Origin of the sequence: Microbacterium sp. CSI-V (assembly GCF_001984105.1) — a bacterium.
Taxonomy (GTDB): domain Bacteria; phylum Actinomycetota; class Actinomycetes; order Actinomycetales; family Microbacteriaceae; genus Microbacterium.
On record NZ_MTQM01000009.1, the window covers coordinates 1,370,947 to 1,389,508 of the forward strand.

An 18,562-nucleotide genomic window follows, 5' to 3' on the forward strand; every position below is an offset into this window, starting at 1 on the left:
GAGCCAATCTCCACCCTGTGGCCTCAACCGAAGGGCGCACCGGTTCAGCCGCCCTGCGTCCCCAGGACGAGATCGAAGACCATGCGCTCCCACACGCGTCCGGCCCTAACGAGGGCGTCGTGGGCCGCGGCGGGATCGTCGGAGTGCAGCACGGCGGCCGTCGTCTTGAGTCCGTCGAACCCCCCGACCACCACCGTCGCCACCGCTTCGGCGTCGATACCCTGCCGACCCGCCGCGGCGTCCCGCACGACCTCGGCGACGACGTCGATCCACCGCCGCGTGAGCGAGGCCGCGAACGCGCGCGTCTCGTCCTGATCGGCGAGGGCCCAGGTCAGACGGGAGATGACCCAGGCATCCGGGTCGCCGTCGTGCAGCGCCAGCACGGCCGGCAACAGGGCGCGCAGCCGGGGCTCGCCGGGCTCGACCGAGTCGAGCGCGACCCGCACGTCGGTGACCCACCGCTCGTGGCGCGCGGCGAGGACCGCGACCGCGAGCGCCTCCTTGCTGTCGAAGTGGAAGTAGACCGATCCCTTCGACAGCCCGCTCGCCTCGACGATGTCGGCCATGCGGGCACGGTCGTAGCCCAGACGGGCGAAGACCGTCGCGGCGGCGTCGATGATCCCGTCCCGGGACGCCGCCCCCTGGGAGGTGCGACCACGGGGGCGGCCGACGCGACGCGGGGGCGCGTCGGGGGCTTCGTCTGGACGCGAGGTCATCCAAACAGTATAGTTCCGAGTTATATAGACCGACTGGTTTGTTTAATTAGGAGACAACATGCGCAGCATTGGCCGCGGAACCACCACCCTCGTCACGGGCGCCTCCTCGGGCATCGGACGCGCCTTCGCCGAACGGATCGCCGCGGACGGCGGAGACCTCGTCCTGGTCGCGCGCAGCGCGGACGCCCTGACGGCCCTGGCGGACGATCTCGCGCAGACGCACGGCATCCGGGCCGTCGCGATCGCCCACGATCTGGACGCGCTGGGAGCTGCCGCGGCCCTCGCCGAGCGACTGCACGCCGAGGGCCTGCGGATCGACGCCCTCATCAACAACGCCGGCCTCGGCATCCACGGGGATCTCGCCACCCAGCCGCTCGCCTCGATCACGACGCAGGTCACCGTCAATGTCACGAGCCTCACCGAGCTCACCGCCCTCCTGCTCCCGGGCATGCTCGACCGCCGGCGGGGCGCTGTCGTCAACGTCGCCAGCACGGCCGCGTTCCAGCCCCTGCCCCACATGTCGGTCTACGGCGCGACGAAGGCCTACGTCCTGTCGTTCTCGCGCGCGCTGTGGCGCGAGACGCGCGGCACCGGAGTCGACGTCGTGGCCATCTGCCCCGGTGCGACTGCGACGCCCTTCTTCGCGACCGCGGGCGACGACGCCTCGTTCGGTCCGCGGCGCACACCCGACGGTGTGGTGGACAGGGCCCTGCGCGGCCTCCGACGCGGCCGGCCCACCGTCATCGACGGCGCAGCGAACGCGTTCTCGTCGCGCCTGGCCGCCGTGCTCCCCGAACGCGTCGCGATCGCTGTCGCCGAGCGGGCCATGCGCCCGTCGCGTCGCGCCTGACCGCGGCGCTCGCTCGGCCTCGGCGTCCCGTGCCGCCACGCGGAGGGCGCCCGGACCGCACCCGCTCGCCGCACGCCGACAGCGAACGCGGCCTCGGGAATTCTGTGACCGCTCTCTACGCTGTGTGCTGAGGGCACGGTGGAAGGCGGCTGGGGATGCAAGGACTCGAAGTCACGGTTCTGCTCGGGCTCGCGATGCTCGTGGGCACGGTGCTGGCCCCGCGCCTGCGCGTCGCGACGCCGCTGGTCCTGCTGGTGATCGGGCTCGCCCTCGGCTTCGTACCGGAACTGCGGCAGATCGAGCTGCCGCCCGAGACGGTCCTGCTGCTGTTCCTCCCCGTCCTGCTGTTCCGCGAGGCGTGGACGACGTCGCTGCGGTCCGTGCGCCGTTCGCTGCGGTACATCGTGCCGATGAGCACGCTGCTGGTCGTGGCATCCGCCTTCGCCGTCGCCGGCGTCGCGACATGGATGGGCGTGCCGTGGGAGGCCGCGCTCGTGCTGGGCGCGGCGGTCGCTCCCCCGGATGCCACCGCCGTCGCGGCCCTCGGACGCCTGCTCCCCGAGCGCACATTCATGAAGCTGAAGGCCGAGAGCCTCACCAACGACGGAACCGCGCTCGTGCTGTACTCGATCGCCGTGTCGCTCCTCATCGGCGACCAGATCACGCCGTGGCAGATCACGGGCATGGTGCTGCTGTCGTACGTCGGCGGTGCCGCTGCGGGTGTCGCCGTCGCCGCGCTCGCCTATCTCGCGCTGCGCCGCATGGAGTCGACGCTCACGATCAACCTCACATTGACGCTCGTGCCGTTCGTCGCGTTCCTCGTCGCCGAGATCGTCCATGCATCGGGCGTCCTGGCCGTCGTGTTCGCGGGCCTCATCGTCGCGTGGATCGCCCCGCGCATCACCACCGCCATGTCTCGACGGGCCGCGGATGCCACGTGGCCCTTCGGCGTCTACCTGCTCAACGGCGCCCTGTTCGTGCTGATCGGGCTCGAGATCCAACTCGTGCTGCACGAGATCTCGCCCTCCGAGATCGGCATGCTGCTGCTCATCACGGTGGCGGCCTGGATCGTGCTGGCGCTCGTGCGGTATCTGTTCCAGTGGTTCTTCTCCCCGTTCTCGCGCCCGGGACCGTCGTCGTCGCGGTCGCTGCGACATCGTTCGCGGGTGGTCAGCACGGTGGCCGGATTCCGCGGGGCGGTGTCGCTCGCGATCGCGCTGTCGGTGCCGCTCACGACGGCCGACGGCTCCCCCGTCGCCGGGCGCGACGCGGTCGTCTTCGTCACCGCCGGAGTGATCGTCCTGACCCTGCTCGTGCAGGGCCCGCTGCTGCCGGCCGTCATCAAGTGGGCGAAACTCCCGACCGACGACGCGGCGGTCGAGGAGTTCGAGCTCGCGCAGCGCGCGATCTCGGGGGCTGCGCTTCTCGCGCTCGACGACCTCGCCGTCGAGCACGGCATCAGCGACGTCGTGAAGGACCGGGCCCGCCAGGAGGGGTACGAGCGTCTCGAACTCGCCAACGCCCGCGCGGTCGCCCGTCAGCGGGCCGCTGAGGAGCGCGACCGCGCGGACGGCGACGGGGATGCCGACGGCGACGACACCGCGTCCCGGATGGGCCCGATCCCGCCCGGGGCGGACGGCGAGGACGACGGACGCCGACCCGCGGGTCAGCTGGAGATGATCGCCGTCAGCGACGACATCGACGTGACGCAGCGCTCGCCCCTGCTCCGGCACCGCGAGGCCACGCGACTGCGCCTGGCGATCCTGGACCGGAAGCGCGAGGTGCTGCTGCGCCTGCGCCGCGAGGGCACCATCGACGATCTGGTCGCACGCCGGATCCTCGCCGATCTCGACATCGAGGAGATCCGTGCGCGCGGTATGGAGAAAGCCACGGACTGAGGCCGCCCCGAGGATGCCGCACGCCCCTAGGCTGGCGCCATGAGCGAGCTCACGCAGGACCAGCTGGAAGCGTCGGACAAGGTCGACAAGCGCACGATCGGCGGCGAGATCCGCTACTACCTCAAGGACATCAAGGCCCATTGGCCGGCGGTCGTCGAGCAGCATCCCGACGCCGCCGGGCACGAGGCGTGGTGGACCCCCGACGGGAAGTTCCACGCCACGCACGCGCAGCTGCGACGGGATGCCATGATCGGCGGCATCGTCTGACGGCGGCCGGCGACGGCCGGGCGACTCACGCCGGAAGCGCGACCCCGTGGAGAGCGTCGACGACCGGGGCGAGCTCCGGCTGCGTCCCGGCGTCCGCCAGCACGCGCTCCAGCGCCTCGTCGTGGACGGGTCGCGCGCGTTCGTACAGTGAGCGGCCGGCCGGGGTGAGCTCGGTGTAGATCCCGCGTCGATCGTCGGCGCACAGCACCCGGGTCAGGAGTCCGCGGTCTTCGAGGCGGTTCACCAAGCGCGTGGTCGCGCTGGGGCTGAGTGCCGCCGCCCGCGCGAGCTGCTGCATGCGCATGTGCCAGCCGTCCTGCCGGTCGAGCGCGTCCAGCACCGTGTACTCGACGACCGACAGCTCGACGACGCCGAGCGCGCGCTCGAGTTCGGCCTCGATGAGTCCGTGGAGGGCCGCCAGCGTGCGCCAGCCGCGCGCACGGATCTCGACGGCGTCATCAGCGATGCCCATGGGCGCACTCCTCCTCGATACTTGCTTGCGCGCTTTACTTGCGTGTGCAATCATTTTGCTCAGCGCTGCAAAAGAGCGCGTCTGCAACTACTTCGAGTGTATCAGGAGACCCCTCATGCCCCTAGGACTCATCGCCCTCGCCGTCGGCGCGTTCGGTATCGGACTCACGGAGTTCGTCATCATGGGCCTGCTCCCGGAGGTCGCGACGGACTTCGCCGTGTCCGAGTCGGCCGCCGGGTGGCTCATCTCCGGCTACGCCCTGAGCGTCGTGGTGGGCGCGCTCGGACTCACCGCGGCGACCACCCGCCTCCCCCGCAAGCCCGTGCTCCTGGGGATGATCGTGCTGTTCATCCTGGGCAACGCGCTCACCGCGCTGGCTCCCGACTACGGCATCGCGATGATCGGTCGCATCGTCGCGGCGCTCTGCCACGGGGCGTTCTTCGGTATCGGCGCCGTCGTGGCCGCCGGGCTCGTCGCGCCCGAGAAGAAGGCGGGCGCGATCGCCCTGATGTTCACCGGCCTCACCGCGGCCAACGTCTTCGGCGTGCCCTTCGGCACCTTCCTCGGTCAGCAGTTCGGGTGGCGTTCGACGTTCTGGGTCATCGCCGGGATCGGCATCCTGGCGTTCATCGGCATCCTGACGCTCGTCCCGAAGCTCCCCCGGCCGGATGCCGCCGTCCGCCTCCGCCACGAGCTGCGGGCGTTCCGCTCGGGGCAGGTGTGGGTGTCGCTGGTGGTGACCGTCCTGGCGTACGGCGGGATGTTCGGCGGATTCACCTACATCGCCTACACGCTGACGGAGGTCAGCGGTTTCGACAGCGGGGCGGTGCCGTGGCTGCTCGTTCTGTTCGGGATCGGTCTCGTCATCGGCAACGCCGTGGGCGGTCGCCTCGCGGACCGCTCGATCGACGGCACGCTGCTCGTCGCGGTGTCGGTGCTCTTCGTGGTCCTCGTCGCGTTCGCGGCGCTCGCGACCTCGGGCATCGCCGCGATCGTCGCCCTGTTCCTCATGGGCGGGTTCGGCTTCGCGACGGTCCCCGCGCTGCAGAGCCGCACGATGGTCTACGCCGGCTCGGCGCCGACGCTCGCGTCGGGCGCCAACATCGGCGCCTTCAACGTCGGGAACGCGCTGGGGGCCTGGGCCGGCGGAATCGGGATCGCGGCGGGTCTCGGGTATACGTCTCCGCTGTGGATCGGCGCGGGGATCACCGCGGCGGCGGTCATCGTGCTCGCCGCCACGATGGCCCGTGGGCGCCGGAACACGGCGGCACCCTCCGGTGAGGAGCAGGGCGCCGCTCTGGAACCCGTCCAGCGCTGACCGGCGGCCGCGGCGGGGGCACCTGCCCTCCGCCGCGGCGGGATCAGCCCGGTCCACAGCCCCACAAGCGCACGCCGCCCCGCCGGTCGTCGGGTCCGCCCGCGACATCCTCCGCCATCCGGCGGGGGTGGCGGTCTCGCGTGCGTCGGAGAATCGAGGGGAACGCGACGAGGCGTTCCCGAGGAAGGATTCCCGATGACGCGACCCCCTTTCGACCCCGAACTCGCCCCGATGCTCGAGGTGATCTCCGCGATGATGCCGCCGACCCTCACGGCCGAGATGATTCCCGCGATGCGACAGGGCGGAGTCCCGGGGATACCGACCCCGCAGGAGCAGATGGACGAACTCGACCTGGAATCCCGCGACATCGTCATCCCGGGATACGAGGGCGCCGAGATCGTCGTCTCCGTCGTCCAGGTCCGTGGCCGCACGGGCACCGGACCGGGGATCTTCCACACCCACGGCGGCGGCATGATCATCGGAGACCGGTTCACCGCCGCGCTCGGTTTCGCCGGGTGGCTGCGCACCTACAACGCCGTCCTGGTGACGGTCGAGTACCGCCTGGCCCCCGAGTTCCCGGACCCGTACCCCGTCGAGGACTGCTACGCGGGTCTCGTCTGGACCGCGGCCCACGCCGACGAGCTCGGGATCGAAGCCGACCGGCTGATCATCGCGGGAGGCAGTGCCGGCGGCGGTCTGGCCGCGGGCGTGGCGCTCCTCGCCCGTGACCGGAGCGGACCGCACCTCGCCGGGCAGGTGCTCCTCTACCCGATGCTCGACGATCGGGATGCCACCGGATCGACCCACGACATCGACGGCGTGGGCGTGTGGGATCGCGGGAGCAACATCCTCGGCTGGACGTCGTTGCTCGGCGACCGCGTCCGCACCGACGCCGTCTCGATCTACGCCGCGCCCGCACGCGCCACCGATCTGTCAGGACTCCCCCCGGCGTTCATCGAGTGCGGTAGCGCCGAGGTCTTCCGGGACGAGGACGTCGCCTACGCCTCCGCGATCTGGGCGGCGGGAGGCGTCGCCGAGCTGCACGTGTGGCCGGGCGGCTTCCACGCGTTCGACGGGCTGGCACCGCAGGCGGCGTTGTCCCAGGATGCCGTGGACGCTCGCGACCGCTGGATCCGACGCCTGTGGGGGTGAGCGCGGTCCTAAGCTGAGCGCGAGACGGGGGTGACCTCATGCGCGAACTGCTGGGCCGACTGACGGTGCTCGATCCCGCGGCGAGCGAGTCGCTGAAGATCATCGAGTATTTCGACGCGCTCGTCGCCGGCGGCGCCGGGGCAGAGGCGATCGTCCGGGCAGCGGCGATCCTGGGCGCGACCACCGCGGGGGCTTGCGTCCGGGGACGGGTCGTCCGCATCGACGCCGACGGCGCGCGTGTCGACGACGGGGACGGCGATCGCGCGACGCCGACCGAGAGCGTCTGGCTCGAGCGAGACGGAGAGGCGACCGTCAATGACGCGATGATCCTCGATCGTGCGCGTCTCGCCCTCGCGATCGTGGAGATGCGCAGTGCGCCGACGACGAGCGCCGTGGATCGAGTCATCGACGCGGGCGCGTCACGGGTGGATCGCCAGGCCGCGGCGCACCGGCTGAAGCTCGACGGTCCGGTCCGGATCGTCGCGGCTCCCCCGCCGGGACCGCAACCGTTCGTCGGGCCTGCGACCGTCCTCGCGACTCCGCGAGGGCCGGTCTGGGTCGGGCTGGGCGACGGCCAGGCGCCGGCCGGCCCCGCGGGCGTGAGCCTCGCGGACGATCTCGACGGCATCCCGCGCGCGTGCGCCGACGCGCTCCTGGCCCTCCGCCTGACCGACGTCCGGCATCCCGTCGTCGACGCCGCCGACCTCGGCGTCCTCATCGGCCTGGCCCGCGCCCACGAACGCTCCCCCGAGGTGCACCCCGACGTGGAGGTCCTCGCCATGCTCGACGCGCGCACGCTAGACGCGCTTGACGTGGTGGTCGACAGCGACAGCATCCGATCCGCGGCCACGACGCTCCTGCTGCACCACAGCACGCTGCAGGCGCGGCACGAGACGTGGACCCGCACCCTCGGCTACGACCCGCTCTCGCCCCGGGGACGCGCGCGCTACCTCGCCGCGCGGCTCCTGCACCGGCTCCGCTGACGCCCGGCTCACCGCCCCGGCTGCACCAGTCCGCTCTCGTAGGCCGCGATCACAAGCTGCGCCCGGTCGTGCGCGCCGAGCTTGATCATGGTGTTCTTCACGTGCGTCTTCGCGGTGTGCGGGGAGATGAACAGATCCCCCGCGATCTCGTCGTTGGAGCGCCCGCGGCCGACGAGGCGGAGCACCTCGCGCTCCCGGTCGGTGAGGACATCGAGGGCCGGCGACGGACGCGGAGGATCGGATGCCGCTCCCCGCACGTACTTCTCGATCATCGCGCGTGTGGCCGCGGCGGACAGCAGCGCGCCGCCGTCGTGCACGGTGTGGACCGCTTGCACGATGTCGTCCGGCTCGGCGCCCTTGCCGATGAAGCCGCTCGCGCCAGCGCGCAGAGCGGCCACGACGTAATCGTCCTCCTCGAACGTGGTGAGGATGAGCACGCGGGTGTCGCCCAGTGCCGGGTCGCCGCAGATGAGCCCGGTCGCCTCGATGCCGTCCATCCGTGGCATCCGGATGTCGCACACGACGACGTCGGGGCGCAGGGTGCGGGCGAGGTCGACGGCAGCCTCGCCGTCCGCGGCTTCCCCGACGACCTCGATGCCGGGCGCCGCGTCGAGGAGGTCGCGCACCGCCGACCGGATGAGGGCCTGGTCGTCGACGACGAGCACCGTGGTCACGCGACACCTCCGGAAGCGGGGCGGGCGCCGGCCGCCGGGGGCGCGAGCGGAAGCCGGGCGGCGAGCCGGAAGCCGCCCGGGGCGGGACCGGCCTCGAGGACACCGCCCACGGAATCCACCCGCTCGCGCAGGCCGACCAGACCGAAGCCCGACGGTGGCAGCTCGGGGTCGGCGGGCACATGATCGAGCGGGTTGGTGACGACCACCTCGAGCGCGTCGCCGTCGCGCCTCAGCAGCACATGGACGCGCCGGGACGTCCCGTGCTTGAGGGCGTTGGTCAGCCCCTCCTGCACCACGCGGTACGCCACGATGTCGACGCCGAGCGGCACCGGCTCCGCGTCCCTCTCGTCCCGCACGACGACGTCCCACCCGGCGACGCGGACCGACTCCACGACGTCCGTCAGACGCGCCAGCCCGGGCTGCTCGCGGATCCCTCCCTCGTCGGGCGTGCGCAGGACCGTCAGCATCGAACCGATCTCCCCCAGGACCTCGCGCGACGCGGTGCGGATCGTGGCGAGCGCCTCGCGGGCCCGGTCGGGCCGCGTCTCGAGAGCCGACGAGGCGACCCCCGCGTTGAGGCTGATGACCGAGATCTGATGCGCCACCGCGTCGTGGAGGTCGCGGGCGATACGCAGCCGCTCCTCGGTGACCCGGCGGCTCGCCTCGGCCTCCCGCGTCTGTTCCGCACGGCGGGCGCGCTCGATCACGGCGAGGACGTAGGCGCGGCGTGAGCGGGTGGCATCCCCCAGCGCCCCGGCGAGCGCGACGGAGAGTCCGATCTGAAGGAACCGGGTGTCCATGCCCGTCGTGAGTTCGACGACGATGCTCGCGCCGACGACGAACGCCACCGCGGCGATGCTCACGGGCGCCGCCGCGCGGCGATCCAGCCGGTCGGGAACGCCGTACGCGGCGATGACGACGGCGAGGGCGGCCCCGGGCGCGAGCGTGCCGAGGGCGAGGGCGGCGATATAGAGCCCGATGCACACCACGAGCGCCGAACGTGGCCAGCGCCGACGGAACGGAAGGACCACCGCGGGCAGGATCGCGAGCACGTACACGAGCGGGCTCGAGGGGCGCAGCTCGGGGAACGGCACGGGAGCGAAGACGGGCACGATCACGAGCACCGCGGCGACCACGTCGCGAACCCACCGCGGGACCGACGGCAGCAGGCGCGGCGCCGCGTCGATCGTCGGGACGGGTGGCATCGTCCCAGTCTGGCGGTCCGGGCGCCGCGGGGCCATCGCCGTTCCGGGGCAGACGCGGATCCCCCTGTGGGGGTAGGCATCCACCCCGGGAGCGGGACGTGCCCGCCGACGCCCCGGGCGAGAGTGGGGGCATGACACCCGACACCCCACCTCCGCTCCTCTCGGTCGTCGACCTGCACAAGTCGTACGGCCGCGGATCCGCCCGTTTCGACGCCCTGCGCGGCGTCTCCCTCGACATCCGGCGCGGGGAGAGCGTCGCCATCGTCGGCAAGAGCGGGTCGGGCAAGTCGACCCTCATGCACCTGCTCGCCCTGATGGACGCCCCCACGACCGGCACCGTCGCCCTCGACGGAACGGATGCCGCCACCCTCCGCGGCCGTCGCCTCAACCGCACGCGCAACAAGACGTTCGGCTTCGTCTTCCAGCAGTTCTTCCTCACCCCGAACGCCTCGGTGCTGGAGAACGTGGTCCTGCCCCTGAAGATCGCCGGGATCGGACGCGCCGAGCGCAAGCGCCGCGGGCTCGCCGCCCTCACCGAGCTCGACATGCAGGACAAGGCCAAGAACAAGGCGACGGCACTCTCGGGCGGCCAGAAGCAGCGCGCGGTGATCGCCCGCGCGCTGGTCAACGACCCCCAGGTGATCTTCGCGGACGAGCCCACCGGCAACCTCGATTCCCAGACCGGCGCGGTGGTCGAGGACATCCTGTTCCGCCTGAACCGCGAACACGGCATCACGTTGATCGTCGTGACGCACGACGACGACCTGGCGGCCCGGTGCGACCGCCGCATCCAGATCCGCGACGGCGTGATCGTCGCCGAGGAGGGGCGCGCCGCATGAAGACCACCGACCTGATCTCGACCGCGTTCTCGAACACGTTCCGCTCGAAGACGCGCACGATCCTCACCGTCCTGGCGATCTTCGTCGGTGCGTTCACGCTCACGCTGACGAACGGTCTGGGCACCGGAATCAACGGCTTCATCGACAGCACGGTGTCGTCGATCGGCGCCTCGAACGTGCTGACGGTGTCGAAGACCTCCACGAGCGACGCGACGTCCACGGACCCGCAGAAGTACGATCCGGATGCCATCGCCTCGGCGCAGACGAGCCCCGGTCGCCCCGGGGCGTCGAGCTCCGTGTCGGCACTGACCGACGACGACATCACCGCGATCGGGCAGATCGACGGGGTGGAGAGCGTGACCCCGGTCCGCTCCGCGACCATCGACTACGTGCAGTACGACGGCGGCGACCGGTACGTCGCGTCGGCGGGCGGCATCATCGGCGGCCAGACGCCGCAGCTGTCGGTCGGCGTCGCTCCCGACAACACCGCCGATGCGCTCGAGGTGGCGCTCCCCTCCGCGCTGGTCGCACCCCTGGGCTTCTCGGACGACGGCGACGCGGTGGGCAAGACCGTCACGATCGCCGTGACGGATCCGCTGCGGACGCAGCACCTCGTCGAGGCGACCGTCACGGGCGTCACCCAGGAGGCGTTCACCACGGCGACGGCCCTCACGACGAACACCGCCCTCCAGGACGCGCTGTTCACCGCGCAGAACACCGGCGTGCCGCAGGACGAGCTCGACCGCTACGCCACCGCCAGCGTGACCGTGTCGTCGTCGGCGACTGCGGCCGAGATCGACGCCGTCAAGTCGTCGCTGTCGGATGCCGGCTACACCGGCCGCACCGTCGCCGATCAGCTCGGCACGTTCCAGGCCGTCATCAACGGCATCGTGCTGGTGCTGAACGCCTTCGCGGTGATCGCGCTGCTGGCGGCGAGCTTCGGCATCGTCAACACCCTGCTGATGTCGGTGCAGGAGCGGACGCGGGAGATCGGCCTCATGAAGGCCATGGGGATGGGCAGCGGGCGCGTGTTCTCGCTGTTCAGCCTGGAGGCGGTCGTGCTCGGGCTCCTCGGCAGCGTGCTGGGCGCCGTCGTGGCCATCGCCGTGGGCGTGCCCGTGAGCGCCGCCCTCACGCGGACGTTGTTCAGCGACCTCCCGGGGCTGCAGCTGATCGCCTTCGACCCCGTGTCGATCGTCGTGACGTCCCTGGTGATCATGGGGATCGCGTTCCTCGCCGGGAGCCTCCCCGCCGCGCGCGCCGCGCGGGCCGACCCGGTGGAGTCGCTGCGGTACGAGTGACCGTCACGACGACAGGGCCCCGCGGTTCCGACCGCGGGGCCCTGTCGTGTCAAGCGCGCGAGTGCGCCGAGGCCCGAGCGACCTGATCGGGCGTCGGCGTCACACCGGTGTAGCGGGTGAACTGGCCCGCCGCTTGGAGGGCGATGACCTCGGCGCCCGTGATGACGTTCCGCCCGGCCTCGCGCGCCGCGCGGATCAGCGGAGTCTCGGCGGGGAAGGCGACCACGTCGAACACGGTGGCCGCCGCGGCGATGTGCTCCGGCGAGAACGCCAGGGAGTCGGCATCCGCCCCGTTCATGCCGAGCGGTGTGACGTTGACGACGATGTCGGCTCCGGGCGCCGGGTCGTCGGGCACCCAACGGAAGCCGTAGGCGGCCGCGAGCGCGGGGCCCGCGTCGGGATTACGGGCCACGACGGTGAGATCCCTGAACCCTGCGCCGTGGAAGGCCGCGACGACGGCCTTGGCCATCCCGCCCGATCCCCTCACGAGCACGGATGCCGCGGGGTCGAGCCGATGGCTCTCGATGAGGCTCGCGATCGCCTCGTAGTCGGTGTTGGAGGCCGTCAGCACTCCCCCGTCGTTCACGATCGTGTTGATCGATCCGATCGCGGCGGCGGAGTGCTCGATGTGGTCGACCAGCGGGATCACGGCCTCTTTGAACGGCATCGACACCGAGCAGCCGCGGATGCCGAGGGCGCGCACGCCGGCGATCGCTCCCGCGATGTCGGTGGTCGTGAACGCCTTGTAGACGAAATCGATCCCGAGCTCGGCGTACAGGAAGTTGTGGAATCGGGTTCCGATGTTCGACGGGCGACCCGCCAGGGAGATGCAGAGCGTGGTGTCCTTGCTCAGTTCGGGCATGGTGGCCTCCGGGGTGCGCGGGCGATCCTTCGATCGTACGAGGCGGCGGACGCGCGCCGTGCGGGCCTACCCGCGCGCGAACGCCCCCGGCGTCACTCCCCACACGCGGCGGAAGTGCCGCGTCAGGTGCGCCTGGTCGTGGAAGCCGGTCCGGACAGCGACCTCGGCCGGGCGGCCTCCGTCGACCAGCAGCCGCCGCGCCGCGTCCACCCGGCGTGCGACGAGGTAGCGATGGGGCGCCATGCCGTACGCGCGCGAGAACTCGCGCACGAGGTGGCTGGGGTGCGCGCCCAGGTGCGCGGCCGCCGAGGCGATCGTGAACGACTCGGTGAAGCGGTCGTCGAGCATCCCACGCAGGCGCCGGGCGAGCGGCGCATCGCGGACGGCCGCGACCTCCGTGCCGGTGTGGGCGAGGATCGCATCGCGGACCACCAGCAGCGCATGCTCGGCGGCCATCTCCTCCCCCGGGGACCGCAGGGCGGCGTGCACGCGCCGGGCGGCGGATTCCGCGGATCCTCTCCCCAGGGTGGGACGCCGGGACACGCGGTCGGCGGCGTCGTCGGGGAGCCAGTCGCGGCGCAGGTACAGCACCTGCTTGCGGTAGCCGGTGCCGGCGACGGCCGACCGCCCGTCGTGCGGGATGCCGGGCGGCAGCAGCGTCAGGGCGCCGGGCGCGGCCCGGTGCGCGACCCGATCGAGGTCGTAGGTCACGGCGCCGCGGTCGACGAGCATCACGGCCCAGTCGTCGTGGGTGTGGAGCGGGTAGGCGTGGTCGAAGCTCGCGTGATAGACCTCGCGCAGGAACGGCACGTCCGGATGCCACGCGCGCACCCGTTCGATCATGCAAGAAACGTACAAGACCGCGCGACGCCCGGGAGCGGACGCTGGAGGAATGACCGACACGACCCCCTCCACCGCCCCGACGTTCGACACGAAGATCGTCGTGATCCTCGGCGACGACCTCGCCGCCTGGCAGGAGCTCAACGTCACCGCCTTCCTCGCCGCCGGCATCGCGACGAGCGCCCCGGGCGTCGTGGGCGAGCCGTACCGCGACGCCGACGGCACCGAGTACCTCCCGATGCTGCGGCAGCCCGTCATCGTGCTCACCGGCGACGCCGCACTGCTGGCGCGCGCCCGCGCGAAGGCCGCCGCCCGCGACGACGTCGCCCTGGCGATCTACGCCCGCGAGCTCTTCGCCACGATGCACGACGACGCCAACCGCGCGACCGTCGCCGCGATCGCCGCCGACGACCTCGACCTCGTCGGCCTGGCGCTGCGCGGTCCGAGGAACGTCATCGACCGCATCGCCAAGGGTGCGGTGTTCCACGCCTGACCCGGGCGCGTCCGACAGGATGGATGCCGTGCGCACGATGACCTTCACGACCCCCGAGTTGCTGCCGACCGTGGAGACGGCGAAGCACGAGATGTGGGAGTCGGGGGGAGAGTCGTTCACGATCGACGTGCCGCTGGATGCCGACGTGTCCGACGGCGCGGGAGGCGACGATCCGTTGCTGACCGTGCGGTGGCGGGACGCCGTCGTCCGCGTCATCGCCCACCGCGAGGTGGGCGTCATGACCGCCCGCGACTACGGCGCGGAGATGTTCGGGGTGGTCCGCGCGTTCGAACCCACGGGTGGCGACTTCGTCGGGAAATACGGTGATTTCGCCGGGGAGAGCGCTCCGGTCATGCGCGGCACGACCGGCGATCGCGCGCTCGTCGCGACGTGCGCGGCCCCGGGGGTGAACCGTCTCATCGTGATCGGCTCCTCGCCTACCGGAGATGAGGCATCGGCAGCCGAGGTGGAGACCGTGATCGCGTCCATCGCGCTCGTGTCGGCATAGTCGCACGGCGCGGCCGCGCACAGCGGCCGGCGACTGCGCGCCCCGGCGCAACCCCGTCGTACCCCGGCCGGCGACCTGACAGGCTGGGCGTGTGAAGTCGTTCCGATGCCGCGTGTGCGCTGCTCCCCTCCACTTCGAGAACTCGGTGTGCGTGTCCTGCGGGACGCCGCTCGGTTTCTCCCGCGGCGAAGCCGAGATCGTCCCGGTCGACCAGAGCGGTCGGTACGTCGACTCCGCCGGGCTCGTCTGGCACGTCTGCCGCAACCTCGATCTGTCGGGGTGCACGTGGCTGGCGGCGCTCGAGGGCGGCCAGTGCTCGGCGTGCGATCTCACCCGGGTGCGCCCGAACGACGCCGATCTCGAGGGCCTCTCGCAATACCCGGTGGCCGAGCGCGCCAAGCGCTGGCTGCTGTTCGAACTCGACCGGCTCGGGTTCGAGATCGTCGGGAAGGCCGACGACCCGGAACGGGGACTGTGCTTCGACCTGCTGTCGAGCGTGGCCGAAGATGTCGTGATCGGACACGACGAGGGCGTCATCACGATCGATCTGGCCGAGAGCGACGACACCTACCGCGTGAAGATGCAGAAGCAGCTCGGCGAGCCCTACCGCACGATGCTCGGCCACTTCCGCCACGAGGTGGGTCACTACATCGAGTGGGTGCTCGTCGAGGGGACCGACCGCATCGCCCGCGCCCGCGAGCTCTTCGGCGACGAGACCGCCGACTATCAGGCCGAGATCGACCGGCATTACTCGGAGGGGCCGCCGAAGGACTGGCCCGAGCGCTACATCTCCACCTACGCCACGATGCACCCCTACGAAGACTTCGCCGAGACGTGGGCGCACTACCTCCACATCACGGACACGCTCGAGACGGCGACGGCCTACGGACTGATCACGGTCGCCGGCGTCGACGCCTTCTCCCTCTTCCGCGACGTCGTCACCGGGGTGTGGATGCCACTGGCCACCTCCCTCAACACGATCAACCGTTCGATGGGGAAGGACGACCTCTACCCCTTCGTCATCCCGGAGCCGGTGCTGGACAAGCTGGAGTTCGTCGCGTCGCTCCGCCCGGCGCGCTGACGGCGGCGACGGAGCCGGATGAGACTCGGGAGTAGCGTGGAGGGGTGACCGAACCCCAGTGGCATCCCTCGGACGACGGCATCAACTTCCACACGCGCAAGTGGGTCAAGCCCGAAGACCTCAACGCCAACGGCACGCTGTTCGGCGGCAGCCTGCTGCGCTGGATCGATGAAGAGGCCGCGATCTACGCGATCATCCAGCTGGGCAACTACCGGGTGGTCACCAAGCTCATCTCGGAGATCAACTTCGAGGCATCCGCTCTGCAGGGCGATCTGATCGAGATGGGGCTCACCGCGACGCACTTCGGTCGCACGTCGCTGACGATGCGCGCGGTCGTGCGGAACATGATCACGCGCAAGAGGATCCTCACGATCGAGCGCCTCGTGTTCGTGAGCGTCGACGAAGACGGCAAGCCCAAGCCGCATGGCTACACCGCCATCACGTACGACCGCGATCGCATGCCGCACGAGCACCCCGCGACCGGGAGCATCCGGCTCGATTAGTCGCTCGCACCGCCCCTGGCCCGGCGCGGGGGTGATCTACTGAGCCCATGACCACGGAGCTCCTGGCCGGATGGAACGTCTCGCCGTTCACGCACGACGGCATCACCCACGACGTCTACCGCCGCGGGGACGGCCCCGGCGTCATCCTGATCCCCGAGATCCCCGGCGCCACGCCCGCGGTGATCGCGCTCGGCCAGCGATTGGTCGCGGCGGGATTCCACGTCGTCCTCCCGTCGATCATCGGGACGCCGGGGCGACCGGTGAGCGGTGGCTACCTCGCCGGTTCCGCTCTGCGCATGTGCGTCTCGCGGGAGTTCGCGGCGTTCGCCCGCCGCGCCGGCCGCCCGATCGCGGGATTCCTCCGCGCCCTGGCCCGTGACGTGCACGCCCAACACGGTGGCCCCGGCGTCGGCGTCATCGGGATGTGCTTCTCCGGCGGCTTCGCGCTGGCGACGGCGGCCGATGCCAGCGTGCTCGCGCCGGTCGTCTCCCAGCCCGCGGTGCCCCCGGCGATCGGGGCCGGACGCTCGGCGACCGGTCTGAGCCCCACCGAAGAGGCGGCGGTCCGCCGCCGCGCGGGCGACGGGCTCTGCGCTCTGGGTTTGCGGTTCACCGACGACCGGAGCGTTCCGGCGGAGCGTTTCGCGGCGTTCGAGCGGCTGCTCGGCGAGGGGTGGCGGGCGTTCGAGATCGACTCCTCCCCCGGAAATGCCGACGGCATCCCCGCGAACGCGCACTCCGTCCTCACGGACGCGTCGGCCACCGTGCAGGGGCACCCCACCCATCGCGCGAACGAGCTGGTCGTCGAGTTCCTCCGCGAGCGCCTCGCCGGCTGATCACTCTCCTGAGAGTGCTGTCGCCCTCGGAGCCTCGCGCGTAACATTCCGTCACAGAAGCACCCGACGGCGAGACCTCGCCATTCACGCGACGATACGGGAGACCCGGATGGACACCATGATGATGATGAAGTCGATGCCCATGGGCGAGATGACCATGGACATGGATGCCATGCAGGAATGCCTGCAGTCGATGAACGCCTGCGCGATGGCGGCGGCCATGTGCGCCGGCAGCGACATGATGCACGGCGCCGAGATGGCGAAGTGCTGCACCATGTGCTCGAACATGGTCGAGATGGCCCAGGCGACGATGCACATGATGATGCGCCCCGCCGGCATGGACATGGACGTGATGAAGGCCATGATGATGGCCTGCATGACCATGGGCAAGGCGTGCGCCGACGAGTGCCGCATGCACGCCGACATGGACGAGATGTGCCGCTACTGCGCCATGGCGTGCGACGACTTGGTCATGAAGTGCGAGGCCATGATGGCCTCGATGGCCGCCTGACGCCCCTCGGCGGCGCGGCCCCCGCCCCGGGGTCGCGCCCCGACGACCTGAGTCGCGGCGACGCCCGAGCATTTCCTGACCGATGCTTCATTAATTCGGTCGGCCGACGTAAAATCAACGAACGCCGCACCCGAGCGGCACAGACGTGACCACGCAATGACGCGAGGAGTGCCGTGTCCGCCGACGCCGTTGAGCCCGACTCCCCTCTCTCCCCCGCATCCGGGCGCACCCTCGTCGAGTGTTCCCGCTCCAGCCTGGCACCCACCTCGCCGACGTCCGCGTTCGATCTGTGGACGGATGCCGTGAGCCGGAGCTTCGTGCCGCTGCGTGCCCACGCCGCCGGACCCGAGGAACGCGCACGCTTCGAGGGGCGACTCATCGCCCAGCCCCTCGGTCCCACGTTCACGAGCACCGTCTCGGGGCGCGCGGTGCGGGTGAGTCGGGGGCGGGGCGAGATCGCCCGCGACGACCCCGGGCACATCAAGCTCGGGCTGCAGCTCCACGGCCGCAGCACCATCAGTCAGGACGGCCGGGACGCGGTGCTCACGCCCGGCGACTTCGCACTGTACGACACCACTCGGCCGTACGCCCTCGACTTCGGATCCACGTTCCGCATGTTCGTGGTGATGTTCCCCGTCGAAGCCCTGCGATTCGATCGGGGGCACCTGGGCAGCGTCACCGCGTCGCGCTTCTCCGGTCGGGACGGCCTCGGCGGCATCGTCTCGACGTTCCTGCACTCGCTGAGCGAAGCGCTCGACCGGGACGCCCTCAGCAACCGCCTGCCTCTCGCCGACGCCGTCTTCGATCTGCTCACCGCCGCGCTCGGCGAACGCCTCGACCTCGCGCACGGCACGCCCGAGGACGTGCGCCGGCGCGCGATGTTCCTGCGCATCGAATCCTTCATCGCCGATCATCTGGGCGATCCCGATCTCACCGTCGCGAGCATCGCGACGGCGCACCACATCTCGGTGCGCGCGCTGCAGAAGCTCTTCGAGGAGCGCGACGCGACCGTCAGCGGGTGGATCCGCCGCGCGCGGCTGGACGCCATCCGCCGTGACCTGGGGAATCCCGCCCTCGCCCAGAAGCCGATCGCGAGCATCGGCGCCCGATGGGGATTCGCGGATGCCGCGGCCTTCGCCCGCTCCTTCCGCCAGGAGTTCGGCTCGACCCCCAGCGACTACCGTTCGCAGTCGACCCGGGCCTCCTGACCCGCGCGGGCGAACCGGTCTTCTCCGCGTCTCCCGGACGCGACG

Annotated in this window: 21 protein-coding genes; 15 read left to right on the plus strand and 6 right to left on the minus strand. The window is 71.3% G+C overall.

Translation table 11 applies throughout. The annotated features are described in order from the left end of the window. Positions 1-44: 44 nt before the first annotated feature. Entirely contained in the window at positions 45-716 is a 672-nt protein-coding gene (locus CSIV_RS17400) for a TetR/AcrR family transcriptional regulator (protein WP_077052555.1), read from the minus strand. Positions 717-774: 58 nt separating this feature from the next. On the opposite strand from CSIV_RS17400, the gene CSIV_RS17405 reads away from it, so the two are divergent. The 3 genes from CSIV_RS17405 (at position 775) to CSIV_RS17415 (ending at position 3,731) form a co-directional block, all read left to right on the plus strand. Beyond that, a complete protein-coding gene (locus tag CSIV_RS17405; protein WP_077052556.1) occupies positions 775-1,566 on the plus strand; it encodes an SDR family NAD(P)-dependent oxidoreductase in 792 nt (263 codons plus the stop codon). A 155-nt stretch (positions 1,567-1,721) separates the two neighbouring features. Beyond that, a complete protein-coding gene (locus tag CSIV_RS17410; RefSeq protein WP_077052557.1) occupies positions 1,722-3,464 on the plus strand; it encodes a Na+/H+ antiporter in 1,743 nt (580 codons plus the stop codon). A 39-nt stretch (positions 3,465-3,503) separates the two neighbouring features. After that, on the plus strand, positions 3,504-3,731 hold the full coding sequence (locus CSIV_RS17415; protein WP_077052558.1) for a hypothetical protein: 228 nt from the start codon (positions 3,504-3,506) through the stop codon (positions 3,729-3,731). 25 nt (positions 3,732-3,756) lie between these two features. On the opposite strand, the gene CSIV_RS17420 is transcribed toward CSIV_RS17415, so the two are convergent. Continuing rightward, positions 3,757-4,203: a MarR family winged helix-turn-helix transcriptional regulator gene (locus CSIV_RS17420; RefSeq protein ID WP_077052559.1), complete on the minus strand. Its 447-nt coding sequence runs from the start codon at positions 4,201-4,203 to the stop codon at positions 3,757-3,759. A gap of 115 nt (positions 4,204-4,318) precedes the next feature. Here CSIV_RS17420 and CSIV_RS17425 point away from each other — a divergent pair, with 115 nt between their 5' ends. The 3 genes from CSIV_RS17425 to CSIV_RS17435 all read left to right on the plus strand — a co-directional run bounded on the left by CSIV_RS17425 (position 4,319) and on the right by CSIV_RS17435 (position 7,656). Further along, positions 4,319-5,521, plus strand: a complete 1,203-nt coding sequence (locus tag CSIV_RS17425; protein WP_077052560.1) for an MFS transporter — start codon at positions 4,319-4,321, stop codon at positions 5,519-5,521. 195 nt (positions 5,522-5,716) lie between these two features. Continuing rightward, positions 5,717-6,673: an alpha/beta hydrolase gene (locus CSIV_RS17430; protein WP_077052561.1), complete on the plus strand. Its 957-nt coding sequence runs from the start codon at positions 5,717-5,719 to the stop codon at positions 6,671-6,673. 38 nt (positions 6,674-6,711) lie between these two features. Then, positions 6,712-7,656 (plus strand): hypothetical protein, encoded by a 945-nt coding sequence (locus tag CSIV_RS17435; protein ID WP_077052562.1) that lies wholly within the window; start codon positions 6,712-6,714, stop codon positions 7,654-7,656. A gap of 8 nt (positions 7,657-7,664) precedes the next feature. Here CSIV_RS17435 and CSIV_RS17440 read toward each other — a convergent pair whose 3' ends face one another. Both CSIV_RS17440 and CSIV_RS17445 read right to left on the minus strand, forming a co-directional pair. After that, positions 7,665-8,330 carry a response regulator transcription factor gene (locus CSIV_RS17440; protein ID WP_077052563.1) on the minus strand — a complete coding sequence of 222 codons (666 nt, stop codon included), beginning with the start codon at positions 8,328-8,330 and terminating at the stop codon, positions 7,665-7,667. Next, on the minus strand, positions 8,327-9,535 hold the full coding sequence (locus CSIV_RS17445) for a sensor histidine kinase (protein WP_077052564.1): 1,209 nt from the start codon (positions 9,533-9,535) through the stop codon (positions 8,327-8,329). The genes CSIV_RS17440 and CSIV_RS17445 overlap by 4 nt, the downstream gene beginning before the upstream one ends. 131 nt (positions 9,536-9,666) lie before the next feature. Between CSIV_RS17445 and CSIV_RS17450 the strand changes: the two genes are divergently transcribed. Next, positions 9,667-10,374, plus strand: coding sequence for an ABC transporter ATP-binding protein (locus tag CSIV_RS17450; protein WP_077052565.1), 708 nt, complete (start codon positions 9,667-9,669; stop codon positions 10,372-10,374). Then, positions 10,371-11,675, plus strand: coding sequence for an ABC transporter permease (locus CSIV_RS17455; protein ID WP_077052566.1), 1,305 nt, complete (start codon positions 10,371-10,373; stop codon positions 11,673-11,675). The genes CSIV_RS17450 and CSIV_RS17455 overlap by 4 nt, the downstream gene beginning before the upstream one ends. 49 nt (positions 11,676-11,724) lie before the next feature. On the opposite strand, the gene CSIV_RS17460 is transcribed toward CSIV_RS17455, so the two are convergent. Further along, positions 11,725-12,537, minus strand: coding sequence for a shikimate 5-dehydrogenase (locus tag CSIV_RS17460; protein ID WP_077052567.1), 813 nt, complete (start codon positions 12,535-12,537; stop codon positions 11,725-11,727). Positions 12,538-12,603: 66 nt separating this feature from the next. Continuing rightward, a complete protein-coding gene (locus CSIV_RS17465) occupies positions 12,604-13,380 on the minus strand; it encodes a helix-turn-helix transcriptional regulator (protein ID WP_077052568.1) in 777 nt (258 codons plus the stop codon). A gap of 49 nt (positions 13,381-13,429) precedes the next feature. Here CSIV_RS17465 and CSIV_RS17470 point away from each other — a divergent pair, with 49 nt between their 5' ends. From CSIV_RS17470 to CSIV_RS17500, 7 genes are all read left to right on the plus strand, one after another. Next, positions 13,430-13,870 (plus strand): DUF2000 domain-containing protein, encoded by a 441-nt coding sequence (locus CSIV_RS17470; protein WP_077052569.1) that lies wholly within the window; start codon positions 13,430-13,432, stop codon positions 13,868-13,870. A gap of 28 nt (positions 13,871-13,898) precedes the next feature. After that, entirely contained in the window at positions 13,899-14,378 is a 480-nt protein-coding gene (locus tag CSIV_RS17475; RefSeq protein WP_077052570.1) for a hypothetical protein, read from the plus strand. Between the two features lie 91 nt (positions 14,379-14,469). Beyond that, the gene (locus CSIV_RS17480) at positions 14,470-15,459 is read left to right on the plus strand and encodes a zinc-binding metallopeptidase family protein (RefSeq protein ID WP_077052571.1); all 990 of its coding nucleotides are present in this window, start codon (positions 14,470-14,472) and stop codon (positions 15,457-15,459) included. Positions 15,460-15,503: 44 nt separating this feature from the next. Continuing rightward, positions 15,504-15,962: an acyl-CoA thioesterase gene (locus CSIV_RS17485; RefSeq protein WP_077052572.1), complete on the plus strand. Its 459-nt coding sequence runs from the start codon at positions 15,504-15,506 to the stop codon at positions 15,960-15,962. A 47-nt stretch (positions 15,963-16,009) separates the two neighbouring features. Further along, on the plus strand, positions 16,010-16,798 hold the full coding sequence (locus tag CSIV_RS17490) for a dienelactone hydrolase family protein (RefSeq protein WP_077052573.1): 789 nt from the start codon (positions 16,010-16,012) through the stop codon (positions 16,796-16,798). Between the two features lie 163 nt (positions 16,799-16,961). After that, the gene (locus CSIV_RS17495) at positions 16,962-17,309 is read left to right on the plus strand and encodes an aldehyde dehydrogenase (RefSeq protein ID WP_083735238.1); all 348 of its coding nucleotides are present in this window, start codon (positions 16,962-16,964) and stop codon (positions 17,307-17,309) included. Positions 17,310-17,482: 173 nt separating this feature from the next. Continuing rightward, the gene (locus tag CSIV_RS17500; RefSeq protein ID WP_083735205.1) at positions 17,483-18,517 is read left to right on the plus strand and encodes a helix-turn-helix domain-containing protein; all 1,035 of its coding nucleotides are present in this window, start codon (positions 17,483-17,485) and stop codon (positions 18,515-18,517) included. Positions 18,518-18,562 lie beyond the last annotated feature (45 nt).